Raw genomic sequence first — 16568 nt, 5'->3', positions numbered from 1 at the left:
ATTAATTATTAGAGGTCTCTTAAAAATCATCATATTATGCTCTCTAAATGCCTTATGTATAAAAGTAAAAAGATCAGTCCATTGAATGAAATGATCTCTACTTGATTATTTATTCCAGTTTTCTGGATCTTGTTTCCAAGATTTCAATAATTCTAAATCAGCTTCTTCAATATAATTTGAGGTTAAGGCAGCTTCTAACAATGTTGAGTAATTTGTCAAAGTTGTTAGAGAAACGCCCGCATTTTCAAAGTTGGTTACTCCTTTTGGCAACTCATAAGTGAAGATAGCTGAAACGCCTAAAACATCTGCTCCTTCACGTTTAGCAGCTTCACAAGCCTCTAAAACACTACCTCCAGTAGAAATTAAATCTTCAATGACGACCATTTTTTGACCTTCTTGAATGCGGCCTTCGATTTGATTTCCTTTACCATGATCTTTGGCCTTACTACGGATATAAACCATTGGTAAGTCAAGAATTTCAGCAACCCAAGCAGCATGTGGGATTCCTGCAGTGGCAGTTCCCGCAATCACTTCAACATCCGGATAGTCTGCTTTGATTTTATCCGCCAAACCTTTAGCAATTGCTTTACGTACTTCAGGATAACTCATTGTCATACGATTATCACAATAAATTGGACTTTTAATGCCACTTGCCCAAGTAAAAGGATCGTTGGGACTTAAAAATACAGCTTCGATATCCAATAAATTTTGGGCAATCTTTGTTTCAATAGTAGTCATTACTTTTCCCCATTCCATTGTTTTTTAATTTCTAGGTAACTTGATACTGGATCTGCAGCTTGTGTCACAGGGCGCCCCACAACAATTGCATTCGAACCTATTTCTTTTGCTAATGCAGGAGTTACGACGCGTTTTTGATCTCCTACAGCCGCACCCTCCGGACGAATACCTGGCGTCAGACACATAAAGTTATCAGAAGTCACCTCATGAATCTTCGCTGCTTCTAAAGCTGAACATACAACTCCATCTAATCCAGCTTCTTGACTACGCATAGCATAGTTCAAAACACTTTCTTCTAATGTAGTTAAAATCTGCTGATCTTTTTGCATTTGTTGTTCTGAAGTAGAAGTCAGTTGAGTGACAGCAATTAATTGAGGAACGATTGCTCCTGTTTTAGTTCCTGCTGTTAGCCCTCTTTTGGCTGCCGCCATCATTTCTACTCCACCAGCAGCATGAACATTCGTAATAGCTACACCTAATTTTGCTATACCAGTCATTGCTCTTTCGACAGTGTTTGGTATATCATGCAACTTTAAATCTAAGAAAATATCATGTCCTAGACTTTTTAACCAACGAACAATTTCAGGACCTTCCTGATAAAAAATTTCCATGCCAACTTTAACAAAAAGTTTTTCATCTTCTGGAAATTTCGCTAAAAATAATTCAATTTCCTCTTTAGATGGAAAATCCAAAGCAATTATCGGTCGTGTTATCATTGATTTCTTCCTTCCCTTACTTCTTTAATCAGTGTTTCTAGCGATGAAATTCCTAATTCCTCCAAACGAGGTGGTAATGCATCAATTAATTTAGGACATATAAATGGATCAGTGAAATTTGCCGTTCCAACACCCACTGCACTTGCACCTGCTAAGAACATTTCTATCACATCATCCACTGTCATGATTCCTCCCATACCAATGATGGGTAAATGAGATACATTTGCCACTTGATTAATTAGACGAATCGCTACAGGTTTGATTGCCGGTCCAGATAAACCACCTGTTTGATTCGCAATAATCGGTTTCCTTGTTTTCAAATCAATACGCATTCCTAAAAGGGTATTAATCATTGTAAATCCATCTGCTCCTCCAGCTTCAATCGCTTGAGCTATCGGAACTATGTCGGTTACATTCGGAGATAATTTCACATAGATAGGTACAGAAGAAACTTTCTTTACGGCAATTGTTAATTGATTGGCTACTTTTGGATCTGTTCCAAAGGTAATTCCTCCATGTTTCACATTAGGACAAGAGACATTTAATTCAATCGCTTTTACATTAGGAGCTTTAGAGATTTCGCGACAAACTTCGACGTAATCTTGTTCTGTAGAACCTGCGACATTAGCAATAATCGGTAAGTCTGGGTGTTTTTTTGCTAAATCAGGCAAAATTTCTGTTACGACAACTTCTAAACCGGGATTTTGTAAGCCAATCGCATTTAACATACCACTTGGTGTTTCAGCAATTCTTGGCGTAGGATTACCAAAACGTGGTTCAGGGGTTGTCGCTTTAATCATAACCGACCCTAATTGGTCAATATTATAGTAAGTATCATACTCTTTACCAAAACCAAAACAACCACTGGCTGGAATGATAGGATTTTTTAAGTCTAATCCAGGCAAATGAACCTCTAAAGGATTAACCATTATAATACCACCTTTCCAGCTGGAAAAATCGGACCCTCATCACAAACTTTGAGACTTTTTGTTCCTGTTGGATCATCTTTGACTTTGCAGACACAAGCATAACAAGCTCCCATCCCACAAGCCATTCGTTGTTCCATTGAAAGTTGAACGTTGGCAACGATATCTATATACTTAGCCTCTACTGCTCGTAACATCCCTGTTGCTCCACAAGCAAAAACAGCATCTGGTTGTTCTATCTTTTGATTAAGTATCACGCCGACGTGTCCATGTGTTCCATAAGAACCATCATCTGTTGAGATAAACGTTTCACCCAAGGACTTAAATTCTTCTTCGTAATACAACACATCTTTGGAAGCATAGCCTAAAAAATGAACCGGTTTTGCTCCTAAATCAACAAGCTGTTTTGAAAGCTCGTATAGCGGAGGAATGCCAATGCCTCCACCAACGATATAGACGGTATCTCCAGCATGAATAGTAGATATTTGAAAACCATTTCCTAACGGCCCCATCACATCAAGCAAATCTCCTTCTTCCATTTCAGAAAATGCTCGAGTGCCATCACCTTCAACTCGATAAATAATTCGACAAGTTCCTGCTTCAGAATCAATATCATTAATACTGATAGGTCTTCTTAAAAGCAAATCATTTCTAGGAACACGAATGTGCAAAAACTGTCCCGGAATCTTCATCTGCTCCACTAAATGACCTTTAAGAGTCAGTTCATAAATACTTGGTGCTAATAAGCGTTGAGAAGTGATGACCATCATCTCTTGTTTCATGCTGTCAATTCCTTTCTTAAATTGCTTTTGTTGAAAAGGCACGAGATTCCATTACTTTTAAAATAGCATCTGCTGTATCTAAAGAAGTGAATAAGGGAACTCCATGTTCTACAGCTTCACGTCTGATAGTGAAACCATCTTCTGATACATTTTGGCGATTTTTATCCATCGTATTAATTACAGCTTGCGTGTTTCCAGAGCGAATAATATCAACTACCGTCTCGCATTCTTTGTCAGAAAGTTTGGCAATTTCTTTGATATTTAAACCTTTTTCTGTGAAATAACTTGCTGTACCATTTGTTGCTAGCAAACTAAAGCCGATATCAGAAAAACGTTTAGCTAATTCAAAGGCTTCCTCTTTATTTTCATCTGCAACTGTGAAGATAACTGAACCAAATTCAGGAATGTGCAAACCTGATGCTTCAAAAGCTTTATAAAGAGCCTTTTCTAAATTCACATCTGATCCCATTACTTCACCTGTTGATTTCATTTCAGGCCCTAAGTAAGTATCAACTTTTAGTAATTTAGTAAATGAGAAGACCGGTGCTTTCACATGCACTTCTTTGCTAATCGGATACAAACCATCTTGATAATCCAAGCTTTTTAGACTATCTCCTAAAATTGCTTTTGTAGCAACTTGTGCCATTGGAATTCCTGTCACTTTACTTAAAAATGGTACCGTACGACTAGCCCGAGGATTTACCTCAATGACATAAACAGTGTTTTCATGAATAACAAACTGAATATTCATCATTCCCACACAATTTAAACCTATTGCCAGACGTTTCGTATACTCTTCAATAGTTACGATAATTTCTTCAGAAAGACTTTGCGGCGGATAAACGGCCATTGAATCACCTGAATGAACCCCTGCACGTTCAATATGTTCCATAATACCTGGAATTAATACAGTTTCTCCATCACAAATTGCATCTACTTCACATTCACGACCTAATAAATAACGATCGACTAACACAGGGTGTTCTGGTGAAGCTTTTACAGCATGTTTCATGTAGTCTTCTAAATCTTTTTGATTCTCGACAATCTCCATCGCTCTACCACCCAAGACATAACTTGGACGAACCAGTACAGGGTAACCAATTTGATTGGCAATCGTTACAGCTTCTTCGGTATTGGTTGCTGTATCACCAGGAGGTTGTGGTATATCTAAAGCTTTTAATGCTTGTTCAAATAAATCACGATTCTCCGCACGGTCTAAATCTTCAATGCTAGTTCCTAAAATTTTGACCCCATTTTTTACTAAAGGTTCGGCTAAATTAATTGCTGTTTGACCACCGAACTGTACGATGACACCAATTGGTTGTTCTAAATCAATGACATTCATTACATCTTCAATCGTTAATGGCTCAAAATATAATTTATCTGAAATTGAAAAATCTGTTGAAACTGTTTCCGGGTTGCTATTCATAATAACCGCTTCATAACCAGCTGCTTGAATGGCTTTTACTGAGTGAACAGTTGCATAGTCAAACTCGACCCCTTGACCGATTCGAATTGGACCCGATCCTAAAACAAGCACAGATGGTTTCTCACTACGTAAGCTTTCATTTTCAAATTCATAGGTGCTGTAAAAATACGGCGTTGCTGACTCAAATTCCGCTGCGCAAGTATCCACCATTTTATAAACTGGAACAATCTTATTTTCTTGACGTAAGGTTCGAACGTCATTTTGAGTTGTTCCCCATAATTCAGCAATTTTACGGTCAGTAAAACCATTTTGTTTTGCTGTTTTTAAAACAGACAAGTCATTCACTGATTTTGCCAATTCCTGTTCGATTTCAACAATGTGTAAAATTTTATCTAAGAAGAATAAATCAATCTTAGTCAGATCTGCAAGCTCTTGGATCGTATATCCACGACGAATTGCTTCTGCTAGATAGAATAAACGATCATCTTGTGCTTTGACCATTTTTTCTGTCAATTCAACATCTGTTACTTCGGCAAATTCAGGAATTTCAATATGATGAGTACCAATTTCTAGTGAACGTACCGCTTTTAGCAGAGATTCTTCGATATTTCTACCAATTGACATAACCTCTCCTGTTGCCTTCATTTGAGTTCCTAATAGGCGTTCGCCTGTTTCAAACTTATCAAAAGGCCAACGTGGAATTTTTGCAACGACATAATCCAAAGCCGGCTCAAACTCAGCATATGTTGTTTCCGTTACTGGGTTTTTCATTTCGTCTAATGTCAAACCGACAGCTATTTTTGCGGCTAATTTAGCAATCGGATAACCTGTTGCTTTACTTGCAAGTGCAGATGAACGAGAAACACGTGGGTTTACTTCAATCACATAGTAGTTAAAGCTATGTGGATCTAAGGCTAACTGAACGTTACAGCCACCTTCAATTTTTAAAGCACGAATAATTGATAAAGATGCATCTCTTAACATTTGATATTCATGGTCGGATAAAGTTTGACTTGGAGCAAAAACAATTGAATCTCCAGTATGAATTCCTACTGGATCAAAGTTTTCCATGTTACAAACAACAATCGCATTGTCTGCCGAATCACGCATTACTTCGTATTCAATCTCTTTGAATCCAGCAATACTTCGTTCAATTAAACATTGCGTCACTGGTGATAATTTCAAGCCATTTTCGGCAACGTGGCGTAATTCGTCTTCATTGTCACACATTCCTCCGCCAGTCCCACCTAAAGTGAAGGCTGGACGAACAATAATTGGGTAGCCAATTTTATTTGCAAAAGTAACAGCTTCTTCCACGGTTGTCACGATTTCTGATTCAGGAATCGGTTGATTTAATTCTTCCATTAATTTTTTGAATAAATCACGATCTTCAGCTTGATCAATCGCTGTTAATTTAGTTCCAAGTAGTTCAATCTTTAATTCATCTAGAATCCCTGATTTCGCTAATTCCATCGCCATGTTTAATCCTGTTTGTCCACCAAGTGTTGGTAAAATGGCATCTGGCAACTCTTTTCTTAAAATTCTAGAAACAAACTCGAAAGTAATTGGTTCAATATACACGCGATCGGCAATCTCTTTATCCGTCATAATCGTTGCAGGATTCGAATTCACTAAGATAACTTCATATCCTTCTTCTCTTAAAGCAAGACATGCTTGTGTACCTGCATAGTCAAATTCCGCGGCTTGTCCAATGACAATTGGTCCAGAACCGATAACCATAATTTTTTTAATATCTGTACGTTTTGGCAATTTAGTTCTGCTCCTTCCATGCATCCATCATTTCTAAAAATTCATCAAATAAATGTGCCGCATCATGCGGTCCTGGTGCAGCATCTGGATGATACTGAACACTAAAGGCTGGGTAACGACGATGGCGAACTCCTTCAACCGTTCCATCATTCACTTCAACATGAGTAATCATCAATTTTTCAGTGTCAATCGAATGTTCGTCAATCGCAAAGCCATGATTTTGTGAAGTGAAGTCAATTCTACCTGTTGCTATTTCTCTAACAGGATGATTTAAACCACGATGACCAAATTTCATTTTATAAGAATCTGCCCCATTTGCTAGAGCAAATAGTTGATGACCTAAACAAATGCCAAAGATTGGCACTTTCCCTTGAATACCTTGAACCATTTCGATGGCTTCGGGAACACTTTTGGGATCTCCTGGTCCGTTTGTTAACATGACACCATCTGGTGATAATTCTAAAATTTCTTCTGCGGTCGTATTGTATGGTAAAACTGTTAGATTACAGTTTCTTTTAGATAATTCACGCATAATACTGTGTTTCAAGCCAAAATCAATAACTACAACATTGTGACCCGTTCCAGGACTTGGATAAGGTTTCGCCGTTGATACTTGCTCTACTTGATTGGTTGGTAAAACAGCGGCTTTTAATTGGTCGTACGCATGATTAAATTCATCTCCACTATCAACAATACTCGCTTTCATCGTTCCATGTTCACGAATTTTACGGGTTAAAGCTCTTGTATCAATTCCAGAGATGCCCGGAATACCTTTACGCTTCAAAAATTCATCTAAGGTCATTTGATTTCGCCAATTGCTTGCTAGACGCGCATGTTCTTTTACAACAACACCTTTACATGTTGGGGCAATTGATTCATAGTCATCTCGATTGACGCCATAATTTCCGACCATCGGATAGGTAAAAGTAATAATTTGTCCATTAAAACTTTGGTCCGTAATAGTTTCTTGATAACCTGTCATACTTGTAGTGAAGACGATTTCTCCAAAAACGTTTGTTTCTGAACCAAATCCTTCTCCTTCAAAATAAGTACCATCTTCTAAAATTAGCCAACGCTTCATGTTATTCCCCATCCTTTTGCCACACAAGTTTTCCCTTTACAAAGGTATACATTGTATCGCCATATAATTTCCAACCTACAAAAGGTGTATTCACCGCTTTTGATAAAAATTGTTTATCATCTACGATATACTCATTTTCTAAATCGAAAATGGCTAAATCTGCTTTTGCTCCAATTGTTAAGCGACCTGTTTCTAAATCAAAAATCTCAGCTGGTTTAACTGCCATCCAATCAATAACTTGTTCCAAAGTGAAAATACCTTTTTTAACAAAGTTTGTGTAAACCATTTGAAAAGCATATTCCGAACCTACAATCCCAAATGGTGAATGTAAGAAAGATTGACATTTTTCTTCTAGTCCATGAGGGGCATGATCGGTTGAGATACAGTCAATTGTGCCGTCTAATAGTCCTTCAATTAAAGCTTGTTGATCATCATTTGCTCTCAATGGAGGATTCATTTTCCAAAAACCATTGTCTTCTGGAATATCTTGATCCGTCAAAAGTAAGTGATGTGGACAAACTTCAGCAGTAACGTGTACACCTGCTTGTTTTGCCTCACGGATTATACGAACACTTTCCTTAGTTGAAACGTGACAAACATGGTAGTGAACACCCGTTTCTTCTGCTAAAAGTAAATCACGGGCAATTTGTGAAGATTCGGTTGCACTGATAATTCCTGGCAATCCTAATTCCTCTGAACGTTTGCCAGCGTGCATGACACCTCCAAATAATAGGGATTCATCTTCTGTATGGGCTACAATTGCCATATTATTTTTTGCTGCTTCTTTCATCGCTAGATACATCGTACCTGCGGTTTGCACACCAACACCATCATTGGTAAAAGCAAAGCCTCCTGCTGCTTTTAATCCCGCTTGGTCAACTAATACTTCACTGCGTAATTCTTCGGTAATTGGTGCATATTGTAATACATTAACAACTGCATCTCGATCAATAATTTCTTGCACTGCTTTGAATTTCTCAACTGTGTCTGGAACTGGATCAAGGTTCGGCATCGCACAAACAGTCGTAAATCCACCTCTGGCTGCTGCTTTACTTCCCGTTTCAATTGTTTCTTTATAAGTGAAGCCAGGTTCCCTAAAGTGAACGTGAACATCGACTAAACCAGGAGTAATTAACTGCCCTTTTGCATCAATAATCGTCTCAAAACTTGTTTCATCAAAACTTTCACCGATTGCGTGAATTTTCCCCTCTTTAAGCCATACATCCACCGTTGTCAATTGATTGCCATGAGAAATAATTTTGCCATTTTTAATTAAAGTATCCATCACAGTTCCCCCTTGTTATTTATGATTTTCCTTCTAAGATAGCTTCTAAGATAGCCATACGTACATACACACCATTAGACATTTGTGTGACAATTCTTGATTTATAACTTTCAACTAGCGAGTCGGCAATTTCTACATCTCGATTGACCGGTGCTGGATGCATGATAATTGCTTTTTCTTTCATTTTTGCTGCACGAGCTATGGTTAAACCATATTTTTGATGATACTCTTCCTTTGAAAAACTTTCATTGGAATCATGTCGTTCGTGCTGAACTCTTAATAACATCATCACATCGACTTCTTCAACTAACTCATCCAATGGTAAATAATGACCATAGACTTCAAAAGAAGGATCATACCAAATTTCAGGACCCGAGAAATAGACTTGAGCTCCTAGACGTTTAAGCATTTGCATATTGGATTTTGCTACTCTCGAATGGGTAATATCTCCAACAATAGCAACTTTTAGATTTTCAAATGAATCAAATTCTTCATATATGGTTAATAAATCTAACAAACATTGCGTCGGATGTTGCCCGCTCCCATCCCCTCCATTTACAATACTGCATTGAATGGTTGGACTTTGGATAAGTTCATCATAGTAATTTTCATCTGAATGGCGGATTACCGCAACGTCAACACCAATCGCTGACATCGTAAGCACCGTGTCATAAAGCGTCTCACCTTTTTGTACCGAACTAGTCGAAGCATCAAATTCAATAACATTCAAACCTAATTTTTTTTCTGCTACATCAAAGCTCTTATGAGTCCGGGTACTATTTTCGAAAAATAAGTTTGTCGCAAAATATTGATCTTTGGCCGGTGTCCATTTAGCGCCTCGTTTAAATTCTTGTCCTCGACGTATCAATCCCATAACTTCTTGATCTGATAAAGATTCAACAGTCAACAGATGTTTGATACTCACTCGTTCAGATTTAATAATCACTCTGTCTTCCTCCAAATTCGTAGAAAATCTTTTTGAAATTACACTTCACTTCTTGCCTTATTAGGTAAAATTAAATTCAAGCCAATTCCAATTACCGTGGCTAATGCCATACTAGTCAATTCAAAGTTTCCAATTTTCAAGTAAGCTCCACCAATGCCGATAACTAAAATTGCTGACGTAATAACTAAATTTCGTTTTTCATCGAAATCAATCTTATTATCGATCAAAATTCTCAAACCACTTGAAGCAATAACACCAAACAATAGAAAGCTTATTCCACCAATAACTGGCGTAGGAATACTACTGATTAAACTACTTATTTTGCCAATAAAACTAAACATAATTGCTAACACAGCAGCTCCACCTAAAACAAACACACTGTGAACTTTTGTAATTGCCAAGACACCAATATTTTCACCATAGCTTGTGGTTGGAGGCCCACCAATCAAACCACCGATAATCGTTGATAAACCGTCCGAAAATAAGGTTCTTTTTAACCCTGGTTCTTCAAAAAAATCACGCTTCGTAATTTTACTTAAAACCATTAAATGGCCCATATGTTCGGTCATTGTAACAAAAGCGATTGGTGCCATGCTAATTAAAGCCGCCATCGAAAATTCAAAAGAATAATCGACAAACATTATTTGAAAATTCGGTACAGCAATCCACGCCGCTTCTTTGACTGGCTCTAAATCAACAATCCCCATTGCAAAGGCAAATAAATATCCTCCCACAATTCCTAATAGAATTGGAATCAGGCTTAGAAAACCTTTTAAATACATATTGAAGAAAATAGTAATTCCTAATGTAACCAAAGCGACTAAGAAAAATGTAGGATCGTATAGACCGTCATTAAACATGGCATTTTCAGCAGCGTTACCTGCTAATCCTAAACCAATAACCATAATTACTGGACCTACTACAATGGGTGGTAAAATTTTATCGATCCAAGCCGAACCGACTTTGGCAATAATAACAGCTACGATTAGATAAACAATTCCAGAGTAGATAATTCCTTGTGCGACAGCTGGATAACCTGAGGTACTCATCAAGGACTGCATCGCTGTAATATAAGCAAAACTACTTCCTAAATAGGCTGGAACTTTTCCTTTGGTGATTAAAATGTACAATAAACTTCCGACACCGGAACTGAATAAAGCAATACTTGGTTCTAATCCGACTAAGAAAGGTACTAAGACAGTCGCTCCAAACATTGTGAACAAATGCTGTAGACTTAAGCCTAACCAAGCAAACAAACTTGGGCGATCGTGAACATCTAAAATAGCTTCTGGATTACGAAATTTTTCTTTCGACATACTATTCCTCCCCGCTGTTGATTAAAATTCGGTCTTGGCCGTCCGTCTCTTCTACTTCAACAATAATTTCCTCAGTTAAAGCAGTGGGAATATTTTTCCCTACAAAATCTGCTCGAATGGGTAACTCACGATGACCTCTATCTACTAGTACAGCTAAAGAAATTCTTCTTGGTCTTCCAAAATCCATCACCGCATCTAAGGCAGCTCGGATTGTGCGACCAGTGAACAATACATCATCTACTAAGATGACTTCTTTTCCTTCTAAAGAAACAGCAATATCTGAAGAGTTTAATTCTGGTTCTTCTTTATGACGCTTTTTATCATCTCGATACAAAGTAATATCTAATGCTCCTACTGGAACCTTTACACCTTCTAATTGCTCTAAACGATCAGCAATTCTTTGAGCAATGTAAATTCCTCTTGTTTTAATTCCAACGAGAACCAAATTATCAATCCCACGATTTCTTTCAATAATCTCATAGGTAATTCTTGTTAGTGCTCTTTTCATTGTTACTTCATCGATAACTTCTTTTTTTGACATGTTGTTCTTTCCCTCATTTCATAATTTTTACTTGATTAAATACGATTCCTTTTCAATTAGTTTAAGTGTTTTACTGCACTAATATTTTAAGCATAAAAAAACTCCTACCCGTGAAAGGTAGGAGTGAAAGTTTCAGCTTCATTTGCTGTGTAAGATAGCGCAACTTTGCAAGTAGTCTTCTATTATCCGCAGATAATCTAGCTACTTGACACACTTCCTTCTTAGCCTCACGGGACTAATTTAAAGGATACATATTCATTTGTTAAAACCACTATACATTTCTTTCATAAAAAAATCAATCGATATTTCGTAAATTTTCTAAGTTCTTTTCAAAAATTTCTGGTAAAGGAGCTTCAAAAACCATTTGTTCTCCCGTTCTTGGATGTTTAAAGCCTAATAATTTAGCGTGTAAATATTGACCATTACCTGCCAGTGTTTTTCTCGGACCATATACAGGATCTCCAGCAACTGGAAAACCAATATATTGCATATGCACCCTAATTTGATGGGTACGTCCAGTTTCTAATTGTAATTCAACCAAAGTAAATTCACCAAATCGTTCCAATACAGTAAAATGAGTAACTGCTGATTTACCCTCTTCAATCACGGCCTGCTTTTTACGATCGCTTTTTGAACGCCCAATCGGCGCATTAATCGTTCCTTTGTCATGAGGAATATTACCGTGTACTAAAGCAATATATTTTCTTAATGATGTTTTGTCTTTTAATTGTTTAGCTAATGCTTCATGCGCAACATCGTTTTTAGCAATCATCAATAGACCAGAAGTATCTTTATCAATCCGATGAACAATCCCTGGTCGGATCACCTCATTAATACTAGATAAATCTTTTAAATGATAAAGCAAAGCATTCACTAACGTTCCATCAGGATGTCCTGCTGATGGATGGACGACCATTCCTTGAGGTTTATTGACTACAGCGACATCTTCATCTTGATAGACAATATCTAGAGGAAGATTTTCTGGCAGTAAATCTAAACTTACTGGTTCAGGAATAACAATTTGAAAAACTTCCCCTGATTTAACTTTGTAGTTAGCTTTCATCGGTTGATTGTTGAGCAATACTGCGTCTTCTTTTAGCCATTGCTGAATTTGGGAACGTGTATAATCAGATAATTGTTCCGTTAAAACTTTATCTAGTCGTCCTTTTTCATTTGTAATTGTTACTGTTAATTTTGTCATACTACTTTCCTTTCAACTTTTCTTCAAACATGGTATAGATAAAAATTAACCCAACACCGATTACTAATGACATATCAGCGATATTAAAAATAGGAAAATTCATAAATTCTGTTTGAAACATATCGATTACATAAGATAAGCGTAGTCGATCAATAAAATTACCGATTGCCCCACCTAATACTAACGATAAACCGATTAAAAATAATGGATGCTCCTTACGATATTTAATCAAAAGAAAACTAACCACCGAGACAGCAATGATTGTGATAACAGTAAAGAAAACCATTTGGCCTTCAAAAATACTCCACGCAGCACCCGTATTGCGGATGTAGGTTAGAGAAATAAAATTGGTGATAAAAGGCAGGGTTTCTCCCAAACCGATATTAGCTACTATCCAAAATTTTAGCCATTGATCAAGACTAATAACTAATGCACTAATTAAAAAACTAACGATTAACATACTACTTCAACTCTTTCTGCTTATAATTTAAAAATATCTCTAGGTCGAATAATTCCTAAAAGATTTCCATTTGGATTACCTTCTTTAGTAATCAGAATCGCGTCCAAGGTCCCTTGATCATGAAATAGACTTTCAATTTCGATTATTGGTGTATAACGAGAAACGAAAACATAATTTGTTTTCTTTCCATCGTGAATAATTAACTCTTTTGCTTGACGATTTTCTAGGTTAATCTCACCTTTTAAACTTTCCTTAGCAAACCAATACCCAAGAGCACGCAATGTAATCAGACCTTGAAATTCCCCCTGCTTATACAAAGGAAATTGAGAGAATCGCTTTTTAGCAATAATTTCTAATAATTCTTTGATAGCAATATCTTCTTCAAAACCTGTCACGTGTTTGGCAAATCTTGGTAAGACTAGTTCAGGCTCTAATAATTCCATTTCTATTTTGCGAATGCGATTAATCAACCATTGATTTGGTTCAGCGATGACAAAGTTTTCACCAATTTTTTCATGAACAATCGCATTTCGTAATTGAGAAATTTGCAATAAATCATTTTCATACTTTTGAACGGGTAAGTCCTGTCTTGCAGAAAGTTTCCTGACCATTTGGCTGAATCCCATGTTTTTGGGATTGTTTAATTCGTTTTTCAACCATTTTTCAATTCTATTAAAACTACTCAAAAAAATATCGGCTGCTTCGCCCATTTTAAGCCTCCTCTATCACATAAACTTTTTTCATTAAAAATGGTAATATTAATAAATATGTAATCAATAATATTAAGATTAAAATAAATTGATTACTTGCAAGAGCTAAGACAAAAAATAGCATTACAAATAATACGTAAAGTTGGACTACTTTAAGATTCATTTTTATCACTAAATCTTGACTTTCTTCGACGACGAAAGGTCGGCTTTTTAACCAGTAAAATCCGACTTGAAGACTTGCCCCCTTTGATGCTACAAGTTTTATTCTTTGATTATGGTTAATGGTTGTTGTTTTTTGACCATCTAAGTAGACACTTAGCGGACTGGCCATTGCATAAAATCCAGTAGTACGTTGCAAATAAATATCCATAACAAACTCAACTTTCCTATTATAACTTAGTCAATCGTTTTTCGAAATAGATTGTTTATTTATTATAACTTATTTCTTTTGTGAATGTTACTATTTGTAGTTAAACAAGATAATGAAGACTTTCAGCTCATCTGTCCAAAAAATCTCTCATTGCAGGAGACCACTTTGAGCCTCTAGGGAGTCTCAAAGCTTTCGGCGTTCAAACGCAGAGTAGGAAGCAGCAAATTTCTCCTTCCTACTCTGCGTAATTCATCCTCATCTTTAACCTGCGATGAGAATTTTTTTCCCAGCTGAACTTCCAGTTTTTTTGAATTTGTTTTCTTTTATATTAAATTAGAATAACTCGTTTATTTGAAAGTAAATTTTACAATCAGAAACTGGATGAACAAAACGGAGAAAACTCAAGAGTCGTGTTAAAAGAGCTGAATGAATTACTCTAAATTAGTGCAATTAGCACTTAGTCAGAGTTTGAACGTCAGCAGCCATAGAGACTCTGTAAGAGGCTCGTGGCGATCTCACACGATTCTTGAGTTTTCGGAGATTTGTTCTGGAAGTTTCAAGTTCAATTTACTTTAAAAAGGATGTGACAGCTATGCCACATCCTTAGTAGTTATTTAGAATAATCCGTTAATTTTACCATTTGGATCAACGTCCATATTTAAGGCTGCTGGTTTTTTAGGTAGTCCAGGCATTGTCATTACGTCTCCCGTTAGAGCGACAATAAATCCTGCTCCTAATTTAGGAATCAATTCTCGGATAGTAACTGTAAAGTTTTCCGGAGCTCCTAATAATTGTGGATTATCTGAAAAAGAATATTGTGTTTTGGCCATACAAATCGGCAATTTATCCCAGCCATTTTTTTTCAGTGTTTTCAGTTGATTTTGAGCTTTTCCTTCAAAACTCACATTCGTTCCACCATAAATTTCTTGAACAATTTTGCTGATTTTTGCTTTGATAGAAAGTTCTGGATCGTATAATGGGGTAAAGTTCCCTGTTTGATCTTCAATAGCTTCTACTACCGCTTCTGCTAACTCTGTTCCACCAAGTCCACCATTCGCCCAGACAGAGGCACGACGAATCCGAACTCCTTCTTCTAAGCAGAGAGTTTCTAATTTCGTATATTCTGCCTCAGTATCTGTCACAAATTCATTAATAGCAACAACTACAGGCACTCCATATTTTTGGATATTTTGAATATGACGTTGTAAATTAAGATAGCCACTAACAACTGCCTCAACATTTTCTTCTGATAGTTTTTCTTTCTCTACTCCACCATGCATTTTTAAGGCACGAATAGTTGCTACAATTACCACAGCATCTGGTGCTTTACCTAAATTAGGAACTTTGATATCTAAAAACTTTTCTGCTCCTAAATCAGCGCCAAAACCTGCTTCAGTTACTACGTAGTCGCCTAATTGTAAGGCTGTTTTTGTTGCAATCAAACTATTACAACCATGGGCAATATTTGCAAATGGGCCACCGTGAATCAATGCTGGCGTTTTTTCAATAGTTTGTACTAAATTCGGTTTCAGTGCGTCTTTTAATAAAACAGTCAAAGCACCAGCTACACCTAAATCACTCACTGTTACCGGTTCTTTTTGATACGTATAGGCAATCAATATTCGACCCAATCGTTCTTTTAAATCTGTTAGATCATTTGCCAGACATAAAATAGCCATAATTTCACTTGCAACCGTTATATCAAAACCATCTTCTCTAGGTACCCCTTGTAATGGGCCACCTAAGCCAACCACCACTTGTCTTAAAGCACGATCGTTTAAATCAACAACTCTTTTCCATAAAATGCGACGTGGATCAATATTCAGTTCATTGCCTTGTTGCAGATGATTATCTAATAAAGCTGCTAAAGCATTATTAGCAGTTGTAATTGCATGCATATCTCCAGTAAAGTGTAAATTAATATCCTCCATTGGTAATACTTGTGCAAATCCTCCTCCAGTGGCACCACCTTTCATTCCCATCACAGGTCCTAGTGAAGGCTCTCTAAGTGCCAAGACAGCATTTTTATTTAATTGATTTAAGCCATCTGCCAAACCAATCGAGATAGTTGATTTTCCTTCCCCTGCAGGAGTAGGATTAATAGCAGTCACTAAAACTAATTTTCCTTGATGGTTAGTTTTAGGTAACTGAGTAATATCAATTTTTGCTTTATATTTTCCATATGATTCTAAGTACATTTCGTCAAGCTTTATTTTTTCAGCAATTTCTAAAATCGGTTTTAACTCTACTTCTTGAGAAATTTCAATATCTGACTTCATAATAACCCTCTTTTCACG

General features: G+C 36.7%; 15 protein-coding genes. All 15 read right to left on the bottom strand.

Annotation, left to right across the window (positions count from 1 at the left end; all coding sequences use genetic code 11):
• Positions 1–105: 105 nt before the first annotated feature.
• Positions 106–738 carry an orotate phosphoribosyltransferase gene (gene pyrE / locus AC4BBX_RS01720; protein WP_490454754.1) on the bottom strand — a complete coding sequence of 211 codons (633 nt, stop codon included), beginning with the start codon at positions 736–738 and terminating at the stop codon, positions 106–108.
• Complete coding sequence (gene pyrF, locus AC4BBX_RS01715; RefSeq protein WP_490454753.1) at positions 738–1454, bottom strand: orotidine-5'-phosphate decarboxylase; 717 nt, start codon at positions 1452–1454, stop codon at positions 738–740. The genes pyrE and pyrF overlap by 1 nt, the downstream gene beginning before the upstream one ends.
• Complete coding sequence (locus tag AC4BBX_RS01710) at positions 1451–2383, bottom strand: dihydroorotate dehydrogenase (protein WP_490454752.1); 933 nt, start codon at positions 2381–2383, stop codon at positions 1451–1453. The genes pyrF and AC4BBX_RS01710 overlap by 4 nt, the downstream gene beginning before the upstream one ends.
• Positions 2383–3162 carry a dihydroorotate dehydrogenase electron transfer subunit gene (locus AC4BBX_RS01705; RefSeq protein WP_490454751.1) on the bottom strand — a complete coding sequence of 260 codons (780 nt, stop codon included), beginning with the start codon at positions 3160–3162 and terminating at the stop codon, positions 2383–2385. Before AC4BBX_RS01705 ends, AC4BBX_RS01710 begins: the two co-directional genes overlap by 1 nt.
• A gap of 16 nt (positions 3163–3178) precedes the next feature.
• On the bottom strand, positions 3179–6361 hold the full coding sequence (gene carB / locus AC4BBX_RS01700) for a carbamoyl-phosphate synthase large subunit (RefSeq protein WP_490454750.1): 3183 nt from the start codon (positions 6359–6361) through the stop codon (positions 3179–3181).
• A 1-nt stretch (position 6362) separates the two neighbouring features.
• Positions 6363–7442: a carbamoyl phosphate synthase small subunit gene (locus tag AC4BBX_RS01695; RefSeq protein WP_490454749.1), complete on the bottom strand. Its 1080-nt coding sequence runs from the start codon at positions 7440–7442 to the stop codon at positions 6363–6365.
• 1 nt (position 7443) lies between these two features.
• Positions 7444–8727, bottom strand: coding sequence for a dihydroorotase (gene pyrC, locus AC4BBX_RS01690; RefSeq protein WP_490454748.1), 1284 nt, complete (start codon positions 8725–8727; stop codon positions 7444–7446).
• A gap of 19 nt (positions 8728–8746) precedes the next feature.
• The gene (locus tag AC4BBX_RS01685; RefSeq protein ID WP_490454747.1) at positions 8747–9673 is read right to left on the bottom strand and encodes an aspartate carbamoyltransferase catalytic subunit; all 927 of its coding nucleotides are present in this window, start codon (positions 9671–9673) and stop codon (positions 8747–8749) included.
• A gap of 38 nt (positions 9674–9711) precedes the next feature.
• Positions 9712–10989 (bottom strand): uracil permease, encoded by a 1278-nt coding sequence (gene uraA / locus AC4BBX_RS01680; protein ID WP_490454746.1) that lies wholly within the window; start codon positions 10987–10989, stop codon positions 9712–9714.
• 1 nt (position 10990) lies between these two features.
• A complete protein-coding gene (gene pyrR, locus AC4BBX_RS01675) occupies positions 10991–11530 on the bottom strand; it encodes a bifunctional pyr operon transcriptional regulator/uracil phosphoribosyltransferase PyrR (protein WP_490454745.1) in 540 nt (179 codons plus the stop codon).
• Positions 11531–11825: 295 nt separating this feature from the next.
• Entirely contained in the window at positions 11826–12731 is a 906-nt protein-coding gene (locus AC4BBX_RS01670) for an RluA family pseudouridine synthase (protein WP_490454744.1), read from the bottom strand.
• Position 12732: 1 nt separating this feature from the next.
• Positions 12733–13191, bottom strand: coding sequence for a signal peptidase II (gene lspA / locus AC4BBX_RS01665; RefSeq protein WP_490454743.1), 459 nt, complete (start codon positions 13189–13191; stop codon positions 12733–12735).
• A gap of 20 nt (positions 13192–13211) precedes the next feature.
• The gene (locus AC4BBX_RS01660; RefSeq protein ID WP_490454742.1) at positions 13212–13901 is read right to left on the bottom strand and encodes a CBS domain-containing protein; all 690 of its coding nucleotides are present in this window, start codon (positions 13899–13901) and stop codon (positions 13212–13214) included.
• Between the two features lies 1 nt (position 13902).
• Entirely contained in the window at positions 13903–14271 is a 369-nt protein-coding gene (locus AC4BBX_RS01655) for a hypothetical protein (protein ID WP_490454741.1), read from the bottom strand.
• Positions 14272–14885: 614 nt separating this feature from the next.
• Entirely contained in the window at positions 14886–16550 is a 1665-nt protein-coding gene (locus AC4BBX_RS01650; RefSeq protein ID WP_490454740.1) for a formate--tetrahydrofolate ligase, read from the bottom strand.
• Positions 16551–16568 lie beyond the last annotated feature (18 nt).

The sequence above is a fragment of the Enterococcus sp. AMC1157 genome, from assembly GCF_058216555.1.
This window is presented reverse-complemented; position numbering and strand designations above follow the sequence as displayed.